Here is a 15,389-nt window from a genome sequence, read left to right on the forward strand (position 1 = left end):
GACCAACGACAAAGAACACATGACCACCGTCCCCAAAGAAATCAACGCCGCCGCGGCAAAGAAGAATTCCGCTGAAAAGCTTACTCCCATGATGCAGCAATATTTAGGCATCAAGGAAAACCACCCGACGATGCTGGTCTTCTACCGCATGGGCGATTTCTACGAGCTGTTTTTCGAGGATGCGGAAAAAGCCTCGCGCCTGCTGGGCATTACCCTGACGGCGCGCGGCGTGGCCAGCGGCAACCCCATCAAGATGTGCGGCGTGCCGTTTCATTCGCTCGACGGCTATCTGGCCAAGCTGGTCAAGCTGGGCGAGTCGGTGGCCATCTGCGAACAGATCGGCGACCCGGCCACCAGCAAGGGCCCCGTCGAGCGCAAGGTCATGCGCGTCGTCACGCCCGGCACCCTGACGGATGCGGACTTGCTGCCTGAAAAGGCCGAGCGCCCGCTGCTGGCCATGTGCAGCATCACGCAGCGCAAGACGGTCACCACGGGCCTGGCCTGGCTGTCGCTGGCCAGCGGTGCCTTGAAGCTGATGGAGTTTTCCGGCGACAGCGCCACCGTGGCCGTGCGCCTGCAGCAGGAACTGGAACGCATCGTGCCGGCCGAAATCTTGAGCGGCGACAACGGCAACCTGTTCGACGATTACGCGGGCACGCACATCAACCGCGTGCCGGACTGGCATTTCGACGTGGTGGGCGGCCACAAGGCCCTGCTCGACCAATTGGGCGTGGCGACCCTGACGGGTTTTGGCGCCGATGGCCTCGGCGCCGCGTTCGGCGCGGCCGGCGCGCTGCTGCGCTATGCGCAATCGACGCAGGGCCGCGGCTTGCAGCACGTGCGCTCTTTGATCACGGAAACGGAAAGCGAATTCATCGGCCTGGATGCGGCCACGCGGCGCAACCTGGAATTGACGGAAACCATCCGCGGCCAGGAATCGCCGACGCTGTTTTCCCTGCTGGATCATTGCCGCACGGCCATGGGTTCGCGCATGCTGCGCCACTGGCTGCACCATGCGCGGCGCGACCAGAACGTGGCCCGCGCGCGCCATGAAGCGATCGCCGCGCTGGCGCAAAGCGAAGCGGCCGGTCCGCTCGCCGCCACCCTGGCGCAAGTGCCCGACATCGAACGCATCACCACGCGCATCGCCCTGCTGTCGGCCCGTCCGCGCGACCTGGCCGCCCTGCGCGACGGCTTGCTGCAACTGCCCGCCCTGCGCGGCGACGTGGTCCGTTGTTATGGTCCCGGCCAGGGCGGCGAAAGCGGCTTGCTGGCCGCCATCCACGGAGCGCTGGCCACGCCGACGGCCTGCCTGGACTTGCTGGTGCGCGCCGTGGCGCAGGAACCAGCCGCCATGGTGCGCGACGGCGGCGTCTTTGCCACCGGTTTCGACGCGGAACTCGATGAATTGCGCGCGCTGTCGGAAAACGCGGGCCAGTTCCTGCTCGACCTGGAAACGCGCGAACGCGCACGCACGGGCATCGCCAACCTGCGCGTCGAATACAACAAGGTGCATGGCTTCTACATCGAAGTCACGCACGGCCAGACAGACAAGGTGCCGGACGACTACCGCCGCCGCCAGACCCTGAAAAACGCCGAGCGCTACATCACGCCCGAACTGAAAGTGTTCGAAGACAAGGCCCTGTCGGCGCAAGACAAGGCGCTGGTGCGCGAAAAGATGCTGTATGACCTGCTGCTGGCCGAACTGGCGCCGCACATCGGCACCCTGCAGACGATTGCGCAAGGCCTGGCCCAGCTCGATACCCTGAATGCGCTGACGGAACATGCGCAACAGCACAACTGGGCCGCGCCGCAACTGGTCGACGAGCCGTGCATCAACATCGTCGAAGGCCGCCACCCCGTGGTGGAAAAGCAGATCGAACGCTTCATCGCCAACGATTGCCGCTTCGTCAACGAGCGCCGGCTGCTCTTGATCACCGGCCCGAACATGGGCGGTAAATCGACCTTCATGCGCCAGGTGGCACTCATCACCCTGCTGGCCTACGTGGGCAGCTACGTGCCGGCCGCGTCCGCCACCATCGGCCCCATCGACCGCATCTTCACGCGCATCGGCGCCACCGACGACCTGGCGGGCGGACGCTCGACCTTCATGGTGGAAATGACGGAATCGGCCGCCATCCTGAACGGCGCCACCGAGCATTCCTTGGTGCTGATGGATGAAGTGGGCCGCGGCACCTCCACCTTCGACGGCCTGGCCCTAGCGTGGGCCATCGCGCGCCATTTGATCGACACCAGCCGTAGTTTCACCCTGTTTGCTACACATTACTTTGAGCTGACGCAATTGCCGGACAGTCATCCGAGCGCCGCCAACGTGCATTTGTCCGCCGTCGAGCACAAGGACAGCATCGTCTTCCTGCACGCCGTGCAAGCCGGTCCCGCCTCGCAAAGCTATGGCTTGCAGGTGGCGCAGCTGGCCGGCGTGCCGCAGCCCGTGATCAAGGCGGCGCGCAAGCACCTGGCGCGCCTGGAAGCGCAGGCGCTCGACGCCACGCCGCAACGCGACCTGTTCGCCCTGCCTTCCGCCGATCCGTATGCGCAAGAGGAAGAAGAGGAAGCGGCGGCGCCGCTGGCCGCGCTGAACGCGGCGCAGCAAGCCTTGCTCGATGCCATCGCCGACCTCGATCCCGACGCGCTCACCCCGCGCGATGCGCTGGAGCAGTTGTATCAATTGAAACGGCTGGCCGCCGCATGACCTGCCGGCGCAGCTCGATACGCCTGATGGCCGCCGGCTTGCTCGCTGCCAGCCTGCCATGGCAAGCGGCGGTGGCGGCCCCCGCCGACCAGGCCGGCTTCGAGTTTGCCGTGCTGGGCCATTCCTTCAATGCGGGGCCGGACGACGGCCCCCTGAAAAAAGCCATCGCCGAGACCAGCGCCTTCAATGCCTCCTTCGTCGTGGCCACCGGCATCAAGGCCGCCAGCGAATCGTGCAGCGACAAGCTGTACAGCCAGCGCAAGGAAGTGCTGGATGCCAGCGGCCCGCCGCTGATCGTCTCGCTGTCGGCCAGCGACTGGGCCAACTGCCGCAATTCGCGCGGCAGGGTCAACGCCATCGAACGCCTGAACCGCTTGCGCGACGTGTATTTCGCCGATGACCAGAGCCTGGGCCAGCACAAGCTGACCCTGTCGCGGCTGTCATCGACGGCAAAATTCCGCAGCTATGCGGAAAATGCCCACTGGGAATACGGCGGCGTATTGTTTGCCACCGTGAATCTGCCGGCGAATAACAACCATTTCTTGCCGGAAGCGGGACGCAACAGCGAATTCGAAGACCGCCTGGTCGCCAACCGTTCCTGGCTGCAACGATTGTTCGCCATGGCGCAGCGCAAGCAGCTCGACGGCATCGTGCTGTTTTCCGATGGCGACGTGGGCGTGCTCGATGAAGACGACAATTCGCTGCTGCCCAGCTTCAGTTCGAAACAGGATGGCTTTGCCGGACCGCGCAAGCAGATCCGCACCCTGGCCAAGAAGTTCAGCGGCAAGGTGTTATTGGTCGATACGCAGCGCGATGGCGACGCGGATGGCAAGGAGGGGAAAAGTAAAAAGGCCGCAGCCAGGGCAGGCGGGCCGAAAATCAGCTGGAAAGGTAACCTGGGCCACGTCAGCATCGACAACGACTGGTCCGCCATCGCCGTCCGGCCCGGCAAGACCCCATTCTTTGAGGTGCGTCAACGCGCTACCCGCCCATCGGCGCAGGCGCGCGCCAAGGCGTCGACGCTGCGCCGATAAAATAAAGGCCGGCACGCAGCCAGCCTTTATTTATCCAACAACAGGCGTCACGACCAACAAACGTCACGACGCCTGAGAAAACCGTCGCGAGCAGCGGCGCGGCGTGGCCGAGAAGCGCAACCGTACGTAAAGTACGGTGAGCATCGCCGGCCGCGCCCCGCCGCGCGCAGCAGGTTTGCTCAGGTGTTAGTGAATAGGGTGGGTACGGAAGTGATCGCCGTCTTCGCCTTCATCATCTTCATCGCCATGGTCATGGCCGTGTGCGCCATGCACGTGGCCATGGGCGATTTCTTCTTCGGTGGCTTCGCGCACGTCGGCGACGGTCAGCGAGAAGCGCAGCGCGATGCCGGCCAGTGGATGGTTGCCGTCCAGCACGACTTTGTCGTCGGCGATATCGGTGACCGTGAAGATCATCGCCTCTTCGTCCGGCGAATCGCTTTCCGGCATGCCTTCGAACTGCATGCCCACTTCCAGCGGCTCAGGCAGGCGATTGCGCGGCTCGACCTTCACCAGGGCTGGATCGTATTCACCGAAAGCATCATCCGGTTCGATCTGGATCGTGTTGGAATAGCCAACTTCCTTGCCGTCGAGCTCTTCTTCGATCTTCGGCAGGGTGTTTTCATAATCACCGTGCAGGTAGACCATCGGCTGACGGCCGTCTTCGATCAGATTGTCTTGCGCGTCTGACAGTTTGTAGTTGACAGTCACGACCGTATTTTTGGCAATCTTCATTATGCTTCCTTTCATTGTATAAGCTGGCAAATTATACCTTCACGCCGCCAACGGCAGGCGCATTCCTGCATTTCCGGTTGTTATAATGGGCGCATGAAAACATTAACTCTCCTCGGCGATATCACGCCGGCGCAATTCCTGCGCGACTACTGGCATAAAAAACCCTTGTTGATCCGTCAAGCCGTGCCTGGCTTCAAGGCGCTGTTCGATTTCAAGGCCCTGGCCGAGCTGGCTACCCTCGATCACGTCGAATCGCGCCTGGTCAGCCATGCGGACGGCCACTGGAACATGCAGCAAGGCCCTTTGACCAGCCTGCCTTCGCTGAAACAGAAGGAATGGACCCTGCTGGTGCAGGGCGCCAACCTGCACAGCGCCAAGGCCGACGCCCTGCTGCGCCAGTTCCGCTTCCTGCCGGACGCGCGCCTGGACGACCTGATGGTCAGCTTCGCCACCGATGGCGGCGGCGTGGGCCCGCATTTCGATTCCTATGACGTATTCCTGCTGCAAGGCCAGGGCAAGCGCCACTGGCGCATCGGCGCGCAGAAAGACCTGAGCCTGATCGACGGCTTGCCGCTGAAAATCCTCAGCAACTTCACGCCCGATGAAGAATTCACGCTGGAACCGGGCGACATGCTGTATCTGCCGCCCCACTACGCGCACGACGGCGTGGCCATCGGCGATTGCCAGACGTATTCGATCGGCTTCCGCTCGCCCACGTTCCAGGAGCTGGGCGAAGCGTTCCTGCAATTCATGGCCGACTCGATCGACTTGCCGGGCATTTACAGCGATCCGGACTTGAAAGCGTCGGGCAAACCGGCGGAAATCCCCCGTGAAATGCTCAGCACCATCGCGGAAGAAATGAACAAGGTGCGCTTCACGGAAGAAGACGTGACCATTTTCCTCGGCGAACACCTGTCGGAACCGAAACACAATGTATTTTTCACGCCGCTGTCCAAGCCGCTGACGGTAGGCCGCTTCGCGGACGCCGCACAGAAAAAGGGTGTCGTGTTGTCGCGCAAGACCCTGATGCTGTATCGTGGCAAGAATGTCTTCATCAATGGCGAATCGTTTGCCATTGGCAAGGCCGATAAAGCGGCCCTGGAAACCCTGGCCAACGAACGCGCCCTCGATGGCGCCGCCGTGGCCCAGGCTTCCGATGACGTGATGGATGCGTTATATACGTGGTATCAGGATGGCTGGCTCGAACTGGCTTGAATGGGGGCGGCGTAGCAAAGTGGTATTACAGTAGGTAAAATAACAGCATCTGCGTTAGCGCAATAAAACATATTATTTTTATATCGTTTTGTCGCGCTTTCGCAAATCGCTTACACTTGCTTGCAATTTGCTTCGGCAAATATTGCGATATCACAAAATAGTTGCGAATTTGCCTCTTGCTCCTATTGCGACGCACCAAAAATCGCTATAATATTCGGTTAGGAAGTTTCCGTTGTCTGGCAGGCACCACCTGGTACGAAAAGCCTTCGAAGACGACCTAACGAGCGATAATTACCGGTAATTATTCATCGCAACAATATTGATTTATTTTTTGAAATAATTAAGGAAAACAAATGAAAAAATCCCTGCTGATCGCCTCCCTGATGGTTGTTGCTCTGGCTGCTTGCAGCAAAAAAGAAGAAGCTCCTGCACCAGCACCAGTAGTTGAAACCCCAGCACCAGCACCAGCAGTTGAAGCTGCTCCAGCTGCTGCTGCTGACGCTGCTGCTTCGGCCGCTACCGACGCTGCTGCTGCTGCTTCGGCTGCCGCTTCGGCCGCTACCGACGCTGCTTCGGCTGCTTCGGCTGCTGCATCGGCTGCTAAGTAATTTAGCACCCTGCACTAGGAAAAGCCGACCTTCGGGTCGGCTTTTTTGCGTCCGGCGTTTTATCCACAGGATATAAGGCCGGACGCAGGCAATAAAAAAGGCTGCGCCGGTTTCCCGGATCAGCCTTTTTTATTGCGCGGCAGGTTGCGATACCCGCCGCAAATGCACCGCTTACTTCAGCTGCTCGTTCAGCAAGCCCAGGATCTTCTCGGCCACTGGCGAGACATCGGGCTGGCCTTCGTTGCTGAGAATGCTGACCAGGCTGGTCGAGCCATTGCCGGCCTTGACCAGGACGCGGTAGCGCTGCGCTTCCTTGTCCTTGTCGGACGACGAACCCCAGCTGAACAGTTTCGAGAAGAAACCATCCTTCTTGACCGCGTCCGGATCGACGTAACGCACGAAATACGTGCCTTGCGTGCGGTCGCGGTCTTCCACGGTGAAGCCGACGCGGTCCAGCGCCAGGCCGACACGGCGCCAGGCGCGGTCGAAACCTTCATCGACTTCGATGGCGCGCGCCGGCGTGGCGGCATCGCCCACCAGCTTGGCGTGCAGCGGCTGCACGATGGCACCATCAACGGCTGTCTTCGCTTGTGCTTCATCGCTGGCCGCGCCCAGGCGCGTCATCAGCTTGGCCAGGAATTGGGCCTCCAGGCCCGGATCGTTGGGACGCGCGGTCCAGGTGGTGGTTTCCTTGTCGCGGCCCGTGACGACCTCTTCCACGCCACGGTGACTGATGTAGATCTCGGTCGAACCATCGGCCAGACGCTCCACGCGGGTGCGGAACTTGTCTTTTTCACCAGTCGAGTACATCGAATCGAAAGCCTTGCCGATGGTGTTGCGGATAAAGTCTTGCGGCAGCTTGGCGCGGTTTTCGTTCCACTCGGTTTCCATGATGCCAGCCGTAGGCTGGTCGATGGCGACGGTAAAGCCCGAATCTTCCCAGAATTGCTTGAGTTGCGGCCACAGCACTTCAGGCGACTGCTTGACGACCAGCCAGCGCTGGTTGCCCGCGCGCTCGACCTTCACGCCACCGGCCGTGACGGGCACGACACCCACCACGCCGTCGGCGCCCACGATGACGGGCGTGCCGGCCGTGGCGTTGCGCTGCGCGTTGTAGCCGGAAGCCGTGGCCACGCCGTTTTTCGAATCCGGCAAGGAATAACGGTTGTCCTGCTGCAATTGCGTCAGGTCAGGCGGCACGTCCAGGGTGCTGGCTTTCTTGACCGACTTGTAGTCGACCTTGTCGCCGCCGACTACCGAACTGATCATGCCGCAGCCCGCGAGGCTGGCTGCGACGGCGCCGATGACGATGCCGCGGACGGCGATGGTGGCAGGCGCCGGTTTGGTTTTCTTGCAATTAGTCATGTCGTAACTGGATAAGAAGCTAAGTAGCAGCTGGAATCAGGAAAGGTCCGGGCTGGTCAAGCCCGGGCTTGAAGTTCGGCTTAAGACAGGATGCCAGCGTCGCGCAAGGCATCGCGCACAGTGGCATGGCAATTTTCAGCCAGCGGCACCAGTGGCAAGCGTATGCCGGCTGGCATCAGACCCATTTCGGCCAGCGCCCATTTGACGGGCACCGGGTTGGGCTCGACAAACAATTTCTGGTGCAAAGGGAACACTTTGTTATTGATGGCAATCGCCGTGGCGCGCTCGCCCGCCATCGCTGCCACGCACAGTTCGTGCATGGCGCGCGGCGCAACGTTGGCCGTCACGGAAATGTTGCCGTGGCCGCCGCAGAACATCAGCGCCATGGCCGTCGGATCGTCGCCCGAGTACACGGCGAAGTCCGCTGGAACCAGGCGCAGCAGGTCGATGCCGCGGCCGATATTGCCGGTCGCATCTTTCACGCCGACGATATTCGGGATAGCGGACAGGCGCACGATGGTCTCGTTGCTCATGTCGGCAACCGTACGGCCAGGCACGTTGTACAGGATGACGGGAATGTCGACGGCTTCGGCGATGGCCTTGAAGTGCTGGTACATGCCTTCCTGGGTAGGACGGTTGTAGTACGGCACCACTTGCAAGACAGCATCGGCGCCCGCTTCTTTCGCGTAGCGCGTCAGTTTGATGGCCTCGGCCGTGGAGTTGCCTCCGGCGCCGGCGATGATAGGAATGCGTCCCTTGGCATGTTCGACAGTCAACTGGATCAGTTCGCAGTGTTCTTCCACGCTGACTGTTGCCGATTCGCCCGTCGTGCCAACGATGACGATGCCGTCCGTACCCTCGGCGATATGCCAGTCGATCAGCTTGCGCAGACCTGGAAAGTCCAGACTGCCGTCTGCGTGCATCGGGGTGACGATTGCTACAATGCTGCCCTTGATCATAGTAAGTTTATAGCGCCGATAAATAAAACAACGATTGTAGCGGATAGCCCGCGCCTGTGGTGCATTCTGACATAGTATGGCCGCTCAAAACGTCGGCAGCAGGGCTGCCAACCGTGGAAAATCCGGCCGGACGGCGCAAATTCGTTGCACCAGAGCAGCTTTTGGCTGTTCCACGCGCCCATCCTCATACGCTACCACACGCAAGCCGTGCTGCACCGCCCAAGTCAGCATTTCGCCTTCCTTCAGCAGGAATTTCGGATTCGACGGCTTGCCGAACTGCTCATTGCCCTCGGCAAACGTTTCATACAGCAACACGCCATCGGGCGCCAGGCTGGCCACCATGGCTTCCAGCAGCGGCCGGTGCAGATAATTGGTGACGACGATGCCGGCAAAGCGGCCGGGAGCGAAAGGCCACACGGCGCCCGGCGCTTCCAGGTCCACCAGCGAGGTGGTGATGCCCGTGCCAGCCGCCTTTTCCAGCATTTCCGGATCATGGTCGAGCGCGATCACGGGGTGGCCCAGGCTTACCAGGTGGCGCGCGTGGCGGCCTGCGCCGCAGGCCAGGTCCAGCACCTCACCGCCCGGGATCAGGGGCGCCCAGCGGCGCAGCCAGCCGGAAATCGCTTCGGTTTCTAATATTGGTTCAGTTACTTGCATCGGTACTTCCATCAATTATGTGCGTACATCCAGTTGCGGGCATCAAGTCAATATCGCCGTCAGGGGCGTGACCAGGGTGACAAAAATGCCGATGACAAATTCGATCGCCGCCAGCAAGGCGCGGTTCAAGATGCCCGTGTACATCAGCAACACCAGGGCGCCGAAGACATACAGGCTGTAGCGCTCGATGCTGGCGTAAGGGCGCGCCAGCTGCATCGGCAGCAAGCCCGTCATGATGCGCCCGCCATCGAGGGGCGGCACGGGAATCAGGTTAAAGACGAACATGGCCGCATTCACGCTGACGCCGGCGCCCGCCATCTTGCGGAAAAACATGCCCATTTCCGTCGGCGGCAAGACGCTGAGCACGACGAAGGCGATCATCCAGCCCAGGCCCATGACGAAATTGGCGCCAGGCCCGGCAAACGCCACCCAGGCCATCTGCTTCTTCGGATTGCGCAGGCGGCTGAAATCGACGGGCACCGGCTTGGCATAGCCGAACGGCACCTGGATCGTGAAATACAGCATCAAGGGCAGCAAGATCGTGCCGAAAGGGTCGATATGCCGCATGGGATTGAGGCTCAGCCTGCCCTCGTTCGAGGCCGTGGGGTCGCCGAAATAGCGGGCCGCGTAGCCGTGCGCCGCCTCATGCAGGGAAATGGCAAACAGCACCGGCACCAGGTAGACCGCAACGGTCTGGACTATCGTATTGAAATCGCTCATGACCGCGATTCTACCAGAGCAGTCCCAGCCCCTTTCTTACGTTGTCATTAAGAACAGGTGAAGACCGGCGCCAGCACGGGCGCACAATGCCGCCTACAAACCCAGCACGGCCGGGTCGCCCCGTCCCACGCGCACCACTTCCGGCTCCGGCCCCGTCAGGTCGATCACGGTGCTGGGACCATGCGCGCAGACGCCGCCGTCGACGATCAGGTCGACCAGTTTTTCCAGCCGTTCGCGGATCGTGTCGGCATCCGTCAGGCTGTCTTCGTCGCCCGGCAAGGTCAATGTCGCGCCCAGCAGGGGCTGGCCCAGCTCTTCCAGCAGACATTGCACGATGCGGTGCTGCGGCACGCGCAGGCCGATGGTCTTGCGCGAAGGATGGCTGAGGCGGCGCGGCACTTCCTTCGTCGCTTCCAGGATGAACGTGTAGGCGCCGGGCGTGGCCGCCTTGAGCAGGCGGAACTGGCGGTTGTCCACGCGGGCATACACGCCCAGCTCGCTCAAGTCGCGGCACAGCAAGGTTAAATGGTGCTTTTCATCCACACCACGGATGCGGCGCAGGCGCTCGACGGCACCCTTGTCGTCGAGCTGGCACACCAGCGCGTAGCAGGAGTCGGTGGGCAAGGCCACCACGCCGCCGGACTGGATGATCTGCGCCGCCTGCTTGATCAGGCGCAATTGCGGATTGTCGGGGTGAATATGAAAAAATTGACTCATGTGTAAGCGTTCTGGCGAACCAGCTTGTTAAGTTGGCATTATTGTACGCTGCGCAGCGCGGCGATGCGTTGTTCCAGCGGTGGATGGGTGGCGAACAGCGCGCCCCAGCCGCCATTGCCGCCGCTGATGCCCAGCGCCTGCATCGATTGCGGCAACTCGCCCGGCGGCACGCCGCCCAGGCGGGCCAGCGCATGCATCATCGGCGTGGGGCTGCCCAGCAGCTTGGCGGAACCGGCGTCGGCGCGGAATTCGCGCTGGCGCGAGAACCAGGCCACGATGATGGAAGCGAGCAAGCCGAAGATCACTTCGCACACCATCACGGTCACAAAGTAACCGATGCCGCGTCCGCCGCCTTCGCGGTTGTTATTTTTCAACAGGACATTGTCGACAAAGAAACCTACCACGCGGGCCATGAAGACGACGAAGGTATTCACCACGCCCTGGATCAGGGTCAAGGTGACCATGTCGCCATTCGCCACGTGGGCGATCTCGTGGCCCAGCACGGCTTCCACTTCATCGCGGTTCATGCTTTGCAGCAAGCCCGTGGACACGGCCACCAGCGCCGAATTCTTGAAGGCGCCCGTGGCGAACGCATTCGCGTCGCCTTCGTACACGGCCACTTCCGGCATGCCGATGCCGGCCCGCTCGGACAGCGCGCGCACGGTGTTGACCAGCCACAACTCCGTCGACGACGTCGGGTTGTCGATCACGCGCGCACCCGTGCTCCACTTGGCCATCGGTTTGCTGATCAACAGCGAAAAGATCGAACCCGTGAAGCCGACCACCAGCGAAAACACGAGCAGGCTGCCCAGGTTCAAGGTGCTGCCGCGCGCCGGATTGCCCACGCCCAGCAAACTGAGCACGAGCGACAGCACCAGCATCACGGCCAGGTTGGTTGCAATAAACAGGACGATACGTTTCATGGGCGATGGCTCCGGAAAACAAGAATGACTAAAAGATAAGTATGCAGTCGCGACTTTTCAAGCCCGCGCGGCAGGCGCAGGCCAGCCGCGCCCTAGAACCAGTCGTGCCAAATCGGGGTGACGTTGGCTGGCAATGGCGGCAACATGGCAAAATCCACGCGCGACTCGCCCGGCGCATGGAAATCCGTGCCGCGCGAGGCGAGGAAACCGTAGGCGTTGGCCAGCTGCGCGTATTCCGGATACTGGTCCGGGCTGTGGCTGCCCGTGACGACCTCGATGGCCACGCCGCCGAGTTGCTTGAATTCATCGAACAGCACGCCTTGCGCCATGTCGCTGAAGCGGTAGCGGCCCGGATGGGCGATGACGGCCACGCCGCCCGCGCCGCGGATCCAGCCGACCGCTTCAGCCAGGGTGGCCCAGCGGTGCTCGACGTAGCCCGGCTTGCCTTCCGACAGGTATTTCTTGAACACGTCGGGAATGTTCGCGCATTTGCCCGTTTCCACGATGTAGCGGGCAAAGTGCGTGCGCGACATCAGGTCCGGGTTGCCGACGAATTTCAAGGCCCCTTCATAGGCGTCGGGGATGCCGGCCAGGTCCAGCTGGCGGGCGATTTCGCGGCCCCGCGCGTCGCGGCCCGAACGCGTGCGGTGCAAGCCCTGCACGAGACCCGGATTGTTTTCATCGACTTGCAAGCCGACGATGTGCACGGTTTCGCCGGCCCACGTAATGGAAATTTCCACGCCGGCCACGAAGCGCATGCCCAGGTCCAGCGCGGCCGTGCGCGCAGCGGCGACACCGGACACTTCATCGTGGTCCGTCAGCGCCCACACGTCCACGCCCGCCTTGCGCGCGTAAGCGGCCACGGCGGCCGGTGACAGCACGCCGTCGGAGATATTCGAATGACAATGCAGGTCGACTTTAAGCATGTGAAAACAATACCCCGCACGGGCTCAGCATGGAAGAAGTTTTCATTGTACGCTGCTTGGCCAATCGCGCTGCAGCGTTCCCGACACACATCAGGCCAAAAACGCTTCCACCAGCCGCGCCAGTGCCTGCGGCTGATCATGATGCAGCATGTGGCCCGCATCCGCCATCATCTCGCAGCGCACATCCTTGATGCAGGCCAAACGCCGGTCGATTTCGATGCGCGCCTGTTCCTTTGGCCCCATCCATTGCCACATATTCGTGTCATCGGCCTCCACCCACAGCACGGGCGCCGTGATGCGGCGCCAGCACGCCATCACTTCTTCCACCTGGTACAGGATGGGATTGACGCGCTTGTGCTGCGGATCGCCCAGGATGTCCCACTCACCCGCCTCGTTGCGCGCCGACCAGTGTTCGGCCAGGAAAGCGGCGCGCTCGTCCGGCAGGCGCGGATTGGTCTTTTGCAGGCGCTCGGCCACGGCGCGCTGCGAAGGATAGCTGCGCATGGCGGGCGGCTCGCGCAATTCGTCCAGCCATTTGGCGTAGCGGGCCGGCGCCTGCTCCGGCTGCGTTGCCATCATGCCGAAGCCTTCCAGGTTGATGAAGCGGCTGATGCGTTCGGGGCGCACGCCCGCGTACAGGCCCGCCACGTTGGCGCCCATGCTGTGGCCCAGCAGGTTGACGGGCGCGTCCGGCGAATAGTGCAGCAGCATGGCGTCCAGGTCGGCCAGGTAGTCGGGGAACCAGTAGGTGTCCGATTGCGTGTAGTCGCTCAGGCCAAAGCCGCGCCAGTCGGGCGCGATCACGTGCCAGTCGCCTTGCAACTCGTCGACGACGAACTGGAACGAGGCGGCCACGTCCATCCAGCCATGCACCATGAACAGGATGGGCGCGCCTTCGCGGCCCCAATGGCGCACATGCGTACGGGCGCCGCGGATGTTGATGAATTCGGAACGGGAAAGTTTCATGGGTTTCATCGGATGCCTGCCTTGAAAGTGGCGCAGATGGCGCCACATGCTGTGTCTGTAGATAGGGCGCACATAAAAGTACGACCGTTCGATAATTATACCGGATTAGCGGCCGGCGCTCGGACTTGCCCTGCAACAGCGTAAAATAGCGCAAAACTTCCGCGTCCGGCCGTGCCCGGCGCTTCCACCACCGCCACAGGCTAACGATGACACTCTACCAATTGGGCGCCGATGCGCCGCTGATTGATGCTTCCGCTTTTGTTGCCGACACGGCCAACGTGATCGGCAAGGTGACCCTGGAAGCGAATACGTCCGTATGGTTCGGCGCCACGATCCGCGGCGACAACGAACGCATCACGGTGGGCGCCAACAGCAATGTGCAGGAAGGCGCCGTGCTGCACACGGACCCGGGCTACCCGCTGGACATCGGCCGGAACGTGACCATCGGCCACCAGGCGATGTTGCATGGCTGCACGATCGGCGATGGCGCCCTGGTCGGCATCCAGGCCGTGATCCTGAACGGCGCGAAGATCGGCAAGAACTGCCTGGTCGGCGCGGGTGCGCTGGTCACGGAAGGCAAGGAATTTCCCGACAATATGCTGATCATCGGCTCACCGGCGAAAGCCGTGCGGGCCCTGACGGCAGACGATATCACCAGGCTACAAGGCAACGCCGTGAACTATGTGCAACGCGGCCAGCTATTTAATACGCAACTCAAGAAGATTGGATAAGAGAATGACGACTGAAACCACGGGCGCAATCAGCGCAGCCGTTAGCGGCCAGGATACCCTGCAAAAATTTATTTTCGACAACGCCGCCGTGCGCGGCCAGTTCATCGACGTTTCGGCCACCTGGCAGGAAGTGGTGTCGCGCCACGCCTACCCGACGGCCGTGAAAAAAGTGCTGGGCGAAATGGTGGCTGCCGCCGCCCTGCTGTCGGCCAACCTGAAATTCAACGGTTCCATCATCATGCAAATCCATGGCGACGGCCCCGTGCGCCTGATGGTGGTCGAGTGCGACTCCGACCTGCGCCTGCGCGCCACGGCCAAGCTGGACCCGGACGCCACGATTCCCGACGTGGCCACCGTGCCGCAATTGCTCAACGCCACGGGCAAGGGCCGCTTCATCATCACCCTGGACCCGGCCGACAAGGTGCCGGGCCAGCAACCGTACCAGGGCATCGTGCCGCTGGACGGCGACGACATGGCCACCGTGATCGAAAACTACATGTTGCGTTCGGAACAGCTCGACACCCGCCTGTGGCTGGCCACGGACGACAGCGTCTCGCGCGGCCTGCTGCTGCAAAAGCTGCCCCACCATGGCGGCAAGGCCGAAGCGATGCCCGTGTCGGAAGAAGACGCGCTGGACACGTGGAACCGCGCCGTGATGCTGGCGTCGACCCTGAAAGAGGCGGAAATCCTGTCGACGGACATCGATACCCTGATGCAGCGCTTGTTCTGGGAAGAAACGATCCGCGTCTTCGACCCGCTGCACCCGAGCTTCCATTGCACTTGCACGCGCGAAAAAGTGGGCAATATGCTCAAGATGCTGGGCGAGGAAGAAGTCAACAGCACCCTGGAAGAAGTGGGTCAGGTGGGCGTGAACTGCGATTTCTGCGGCCAGCACTATGAATTCGACAAGGTCGATTGCGCACAGCTGTTCATCACGGATGCGCCGGCCGAAGTCTTGATTCCCCCCGCGGCAAGTATTAACTAATTGTAATAATCCCCGCGCCGCCCCTCAGGCGGCGCAATTGTTTCTGCTGTCATCTTCCCGTCATCAGTTCGTCATCAGCCCGTCACGCGCCGCCGTTACGCTGCGCAGCTTGTATTACTTCCAATACTTTCCACAGGC

General features: G+C 61.9%; 15 protein-coding genes. 6 read left to right on the forward strand and 9 right to left on the reverse strand.

Features of this window, described 5'->3' with window-relative positions; genetic code table 11:
• Positions 1–19 precede the first annotated feature (19 nt).
• Positions 20–2,713 (forward strand): DNA mismatch repair protein MutS, encoded by a 2,694-nt coding sequence (gene mutS, locus O3299_RS13740; RefSeq protein WP_305062508.1) that lies wholly within the window; start codon positions 20–22, stop codon positions 2,711–2,713.
• Positions 2,710–3,747, forward strand: a complete 1,038-nt coding sequence (locus O3299_RS13745; RefSeq protein WP_305062509.1) for a hypothetical protein — start codon at positions 2,710–2,712, stop codon at positions 3,745–3,747. Before mutS ends, O3299_RS13745 begins: the two co-directional genes overlap by 4 nt.
• Positions 3,748–3,933: 186 nt before the next feature.
• Here O3299_RS13745 and O3299_RS13750 read toward each other — a convergent pair whose 3' ends face one another.
• Entirely contained in the window at positions 3,934–4,479 is a 546-nt protein-coding gene (locus O3299_RS13750) for a peptidylprolyl isomerase (protein ID WP_152250192.1), read from the reverse strand.
• A gap of 93 nt (positions 4,480–4,572) precedes the next feature.
• On the opposite strand from O3299_RS13750, the gene O3299_RS13755 reads away from it, so the two are divergent.
• Complete coding sequence (locus tag O3299_RS13755) at positions 4,573–5,694, forward strand: cupin domain-containing protein (protein ID WP_251350385.1); 1,122 nt, start codon at positions 4,573–4,575, stop codon at positions 5,692–5,694.
• A 353-nt stretch (positions 5,695–6,047) separates the two neighbouring features.
• Positions 6,048–6,302: a hypothetical protein gene (locus tag O3299_RS13760; protein ID WP_034783358.1), complete on the forward strand. Its 255-nt coding sequence runs from the start codon at positions 6,048–6,050 to the stop codon at positions 6,300–6,302.
• 171 nt (positions 6,303–6,473) lie between these two features.
• On the opposite strand, the gene bamC is transcribed toward O3299_RS13760, so the two are convergent.
• The 8 genes from bamC to O3299_RS13800 all read right to left on the reverse strand — a co-directional run bounded on the left by bamC (position 6,474) and on the right by O3299_RS13800 (position 13,535).
• Positions 6,474–7,667, reverse strand: coding sequence for an outer membrane protein assembly factor BamC (gene bamC, locus O3299_RS13765; RefSeq protein WP_251350384.1), 1,194 nt, complete (start codon positions 7,665–7,667; stop codon positions 6,474–6,476).
• An 80-nt stretch (positions 7,668–7,747) separates the two neighbouring features.
• The gene (dapA, locus tag O3299_RS13770; protein WP_099666950.1) at positions 7,748–8,626 is read right to left on the reverse strand and encodes a 4-hydroxy-tetrahydrodipicolinate synthase; all 879 of its coding nucleotides are present in this window, start codon (positions 8,624–8,626) and stop codon (positions 7,748–7,750) included.
• An 84-nt stretch (positions 8,627–8,710) separates the two neighbouring features.
• Positions 8,711–9,283 carry a bifunctional 2-polyprenyl-6-hydroxyphenol methylase/3-demethylubiquinol 3-O-methyltransferase UbiG gene (locus O3299_RS13775; protein WP_099666949.1) on the reverse strand — a complete coding sequence of 191 codons (573 nt, stop codon included), beginning with the start codon at positions 9,281–9,283 and terminating at the stop codon, positions 8,711–8,713.
• A 42-nt stretch (positions 9,284–9,325) separates the two neighbouring features.
• Positions 9,326–10,003 (reverse strand): site-2 protease family protein, encoded by a 678-nt coding sequence (locus O3299_RS13780; protein WP_289911080.1) that lies wholly within the window; start codon positions 10,001–10,003, stop codon positions 9,326–9,328.
• A gap of 93 nt (positions 10,004–10,096) precedes the next feature.
• Positions 10,097–10,720, reverse strand: a complete 624-nt coding sequence (locus tag O3299_RS13785; RefSeq protein WP_077407642.1) for an L-threonylcarbamoyladenylate synthase — start codon at positions 10,718–10,720, stop codon at positions 10,097–10,099.
• Positions 10,721–10,758: 38 nt separating this feature from the next.
• Entirely contained in the window at positions 10,759–11,643 is an 885-nt protein-coding gene (htpX, locus tag O3299_RS13790) for a protease HtpX (protein ID WP_099666947.1), read from the reverse strand.
• Positions 11,644–11,735: 92 nt separating this feature from the next.
• Positions 11,736–12,569 carry a 3',5'-nucleoside bisphosphate phosphatase gene (locus tag O3299_RS13795; protein WP_077407646.1) on the reverse strand — a complete coding sequence of 278 codons (834 nt, stop codon included), beginning with the start codon at positions 12,567–12,569 and terminating at the stop codon, positions 11,736–11,738.
• Positions 12,570–12,659: 90 nt separating this feature from the next.
• Entirely contained in the window at positions 12,660–13,535 is an 876-nt protein-coding gene (locus O3299_RS13800; RefSeq protein WP_305052863.1) for an alpha/beta fold hydrolase, read from the reverse strand.
• Positions 13,536–13,741: 206 nt separating this feature from the next.
• Here O3299_RS13800 and O3299_RS13805 point away from each other — a divergent pair, with 206 nt between their 5' ends.
• Together O3299_RS13805 and hslO are read left to right on the forward strand one after the other, a co-directional pair.
• Positions 13,742–14,266, forward strand: coding sequence for a gamma carbonic anhydrase family protein (locus tag O3299_RS13805; protein WP_070260363.1), 525 nt, complete (start codon positions 13,742–13,744; stop codon positions 14,264–14,266).
• A 4-nt stretch (positions 14,267–14,270) separates the two neighbouring features.
• A complete protein-coding gene (hslO, locus tag O3299_RS13810) occupies positions 14,271–15,251 on the forward strand; it encodes an Hsp33 family molecular chaperone HslO (RefSeq protein ID WP_305062510.1) in 981 nt (326 codons plus the stop codon).
• Positions 15,252–15,389: the final 138 nt, after the last annotated feature.

Source organism: Janthinobacterium sp. SUN176 (assembly GCF_030587335.1).
Lineage (GTDB): Bacteria > Pseudomonadota > Gammaproteobacteria > Burkholderiales > Burkholderiaceae_D > Janthinobacterium > Janthinobacterium kumbetense.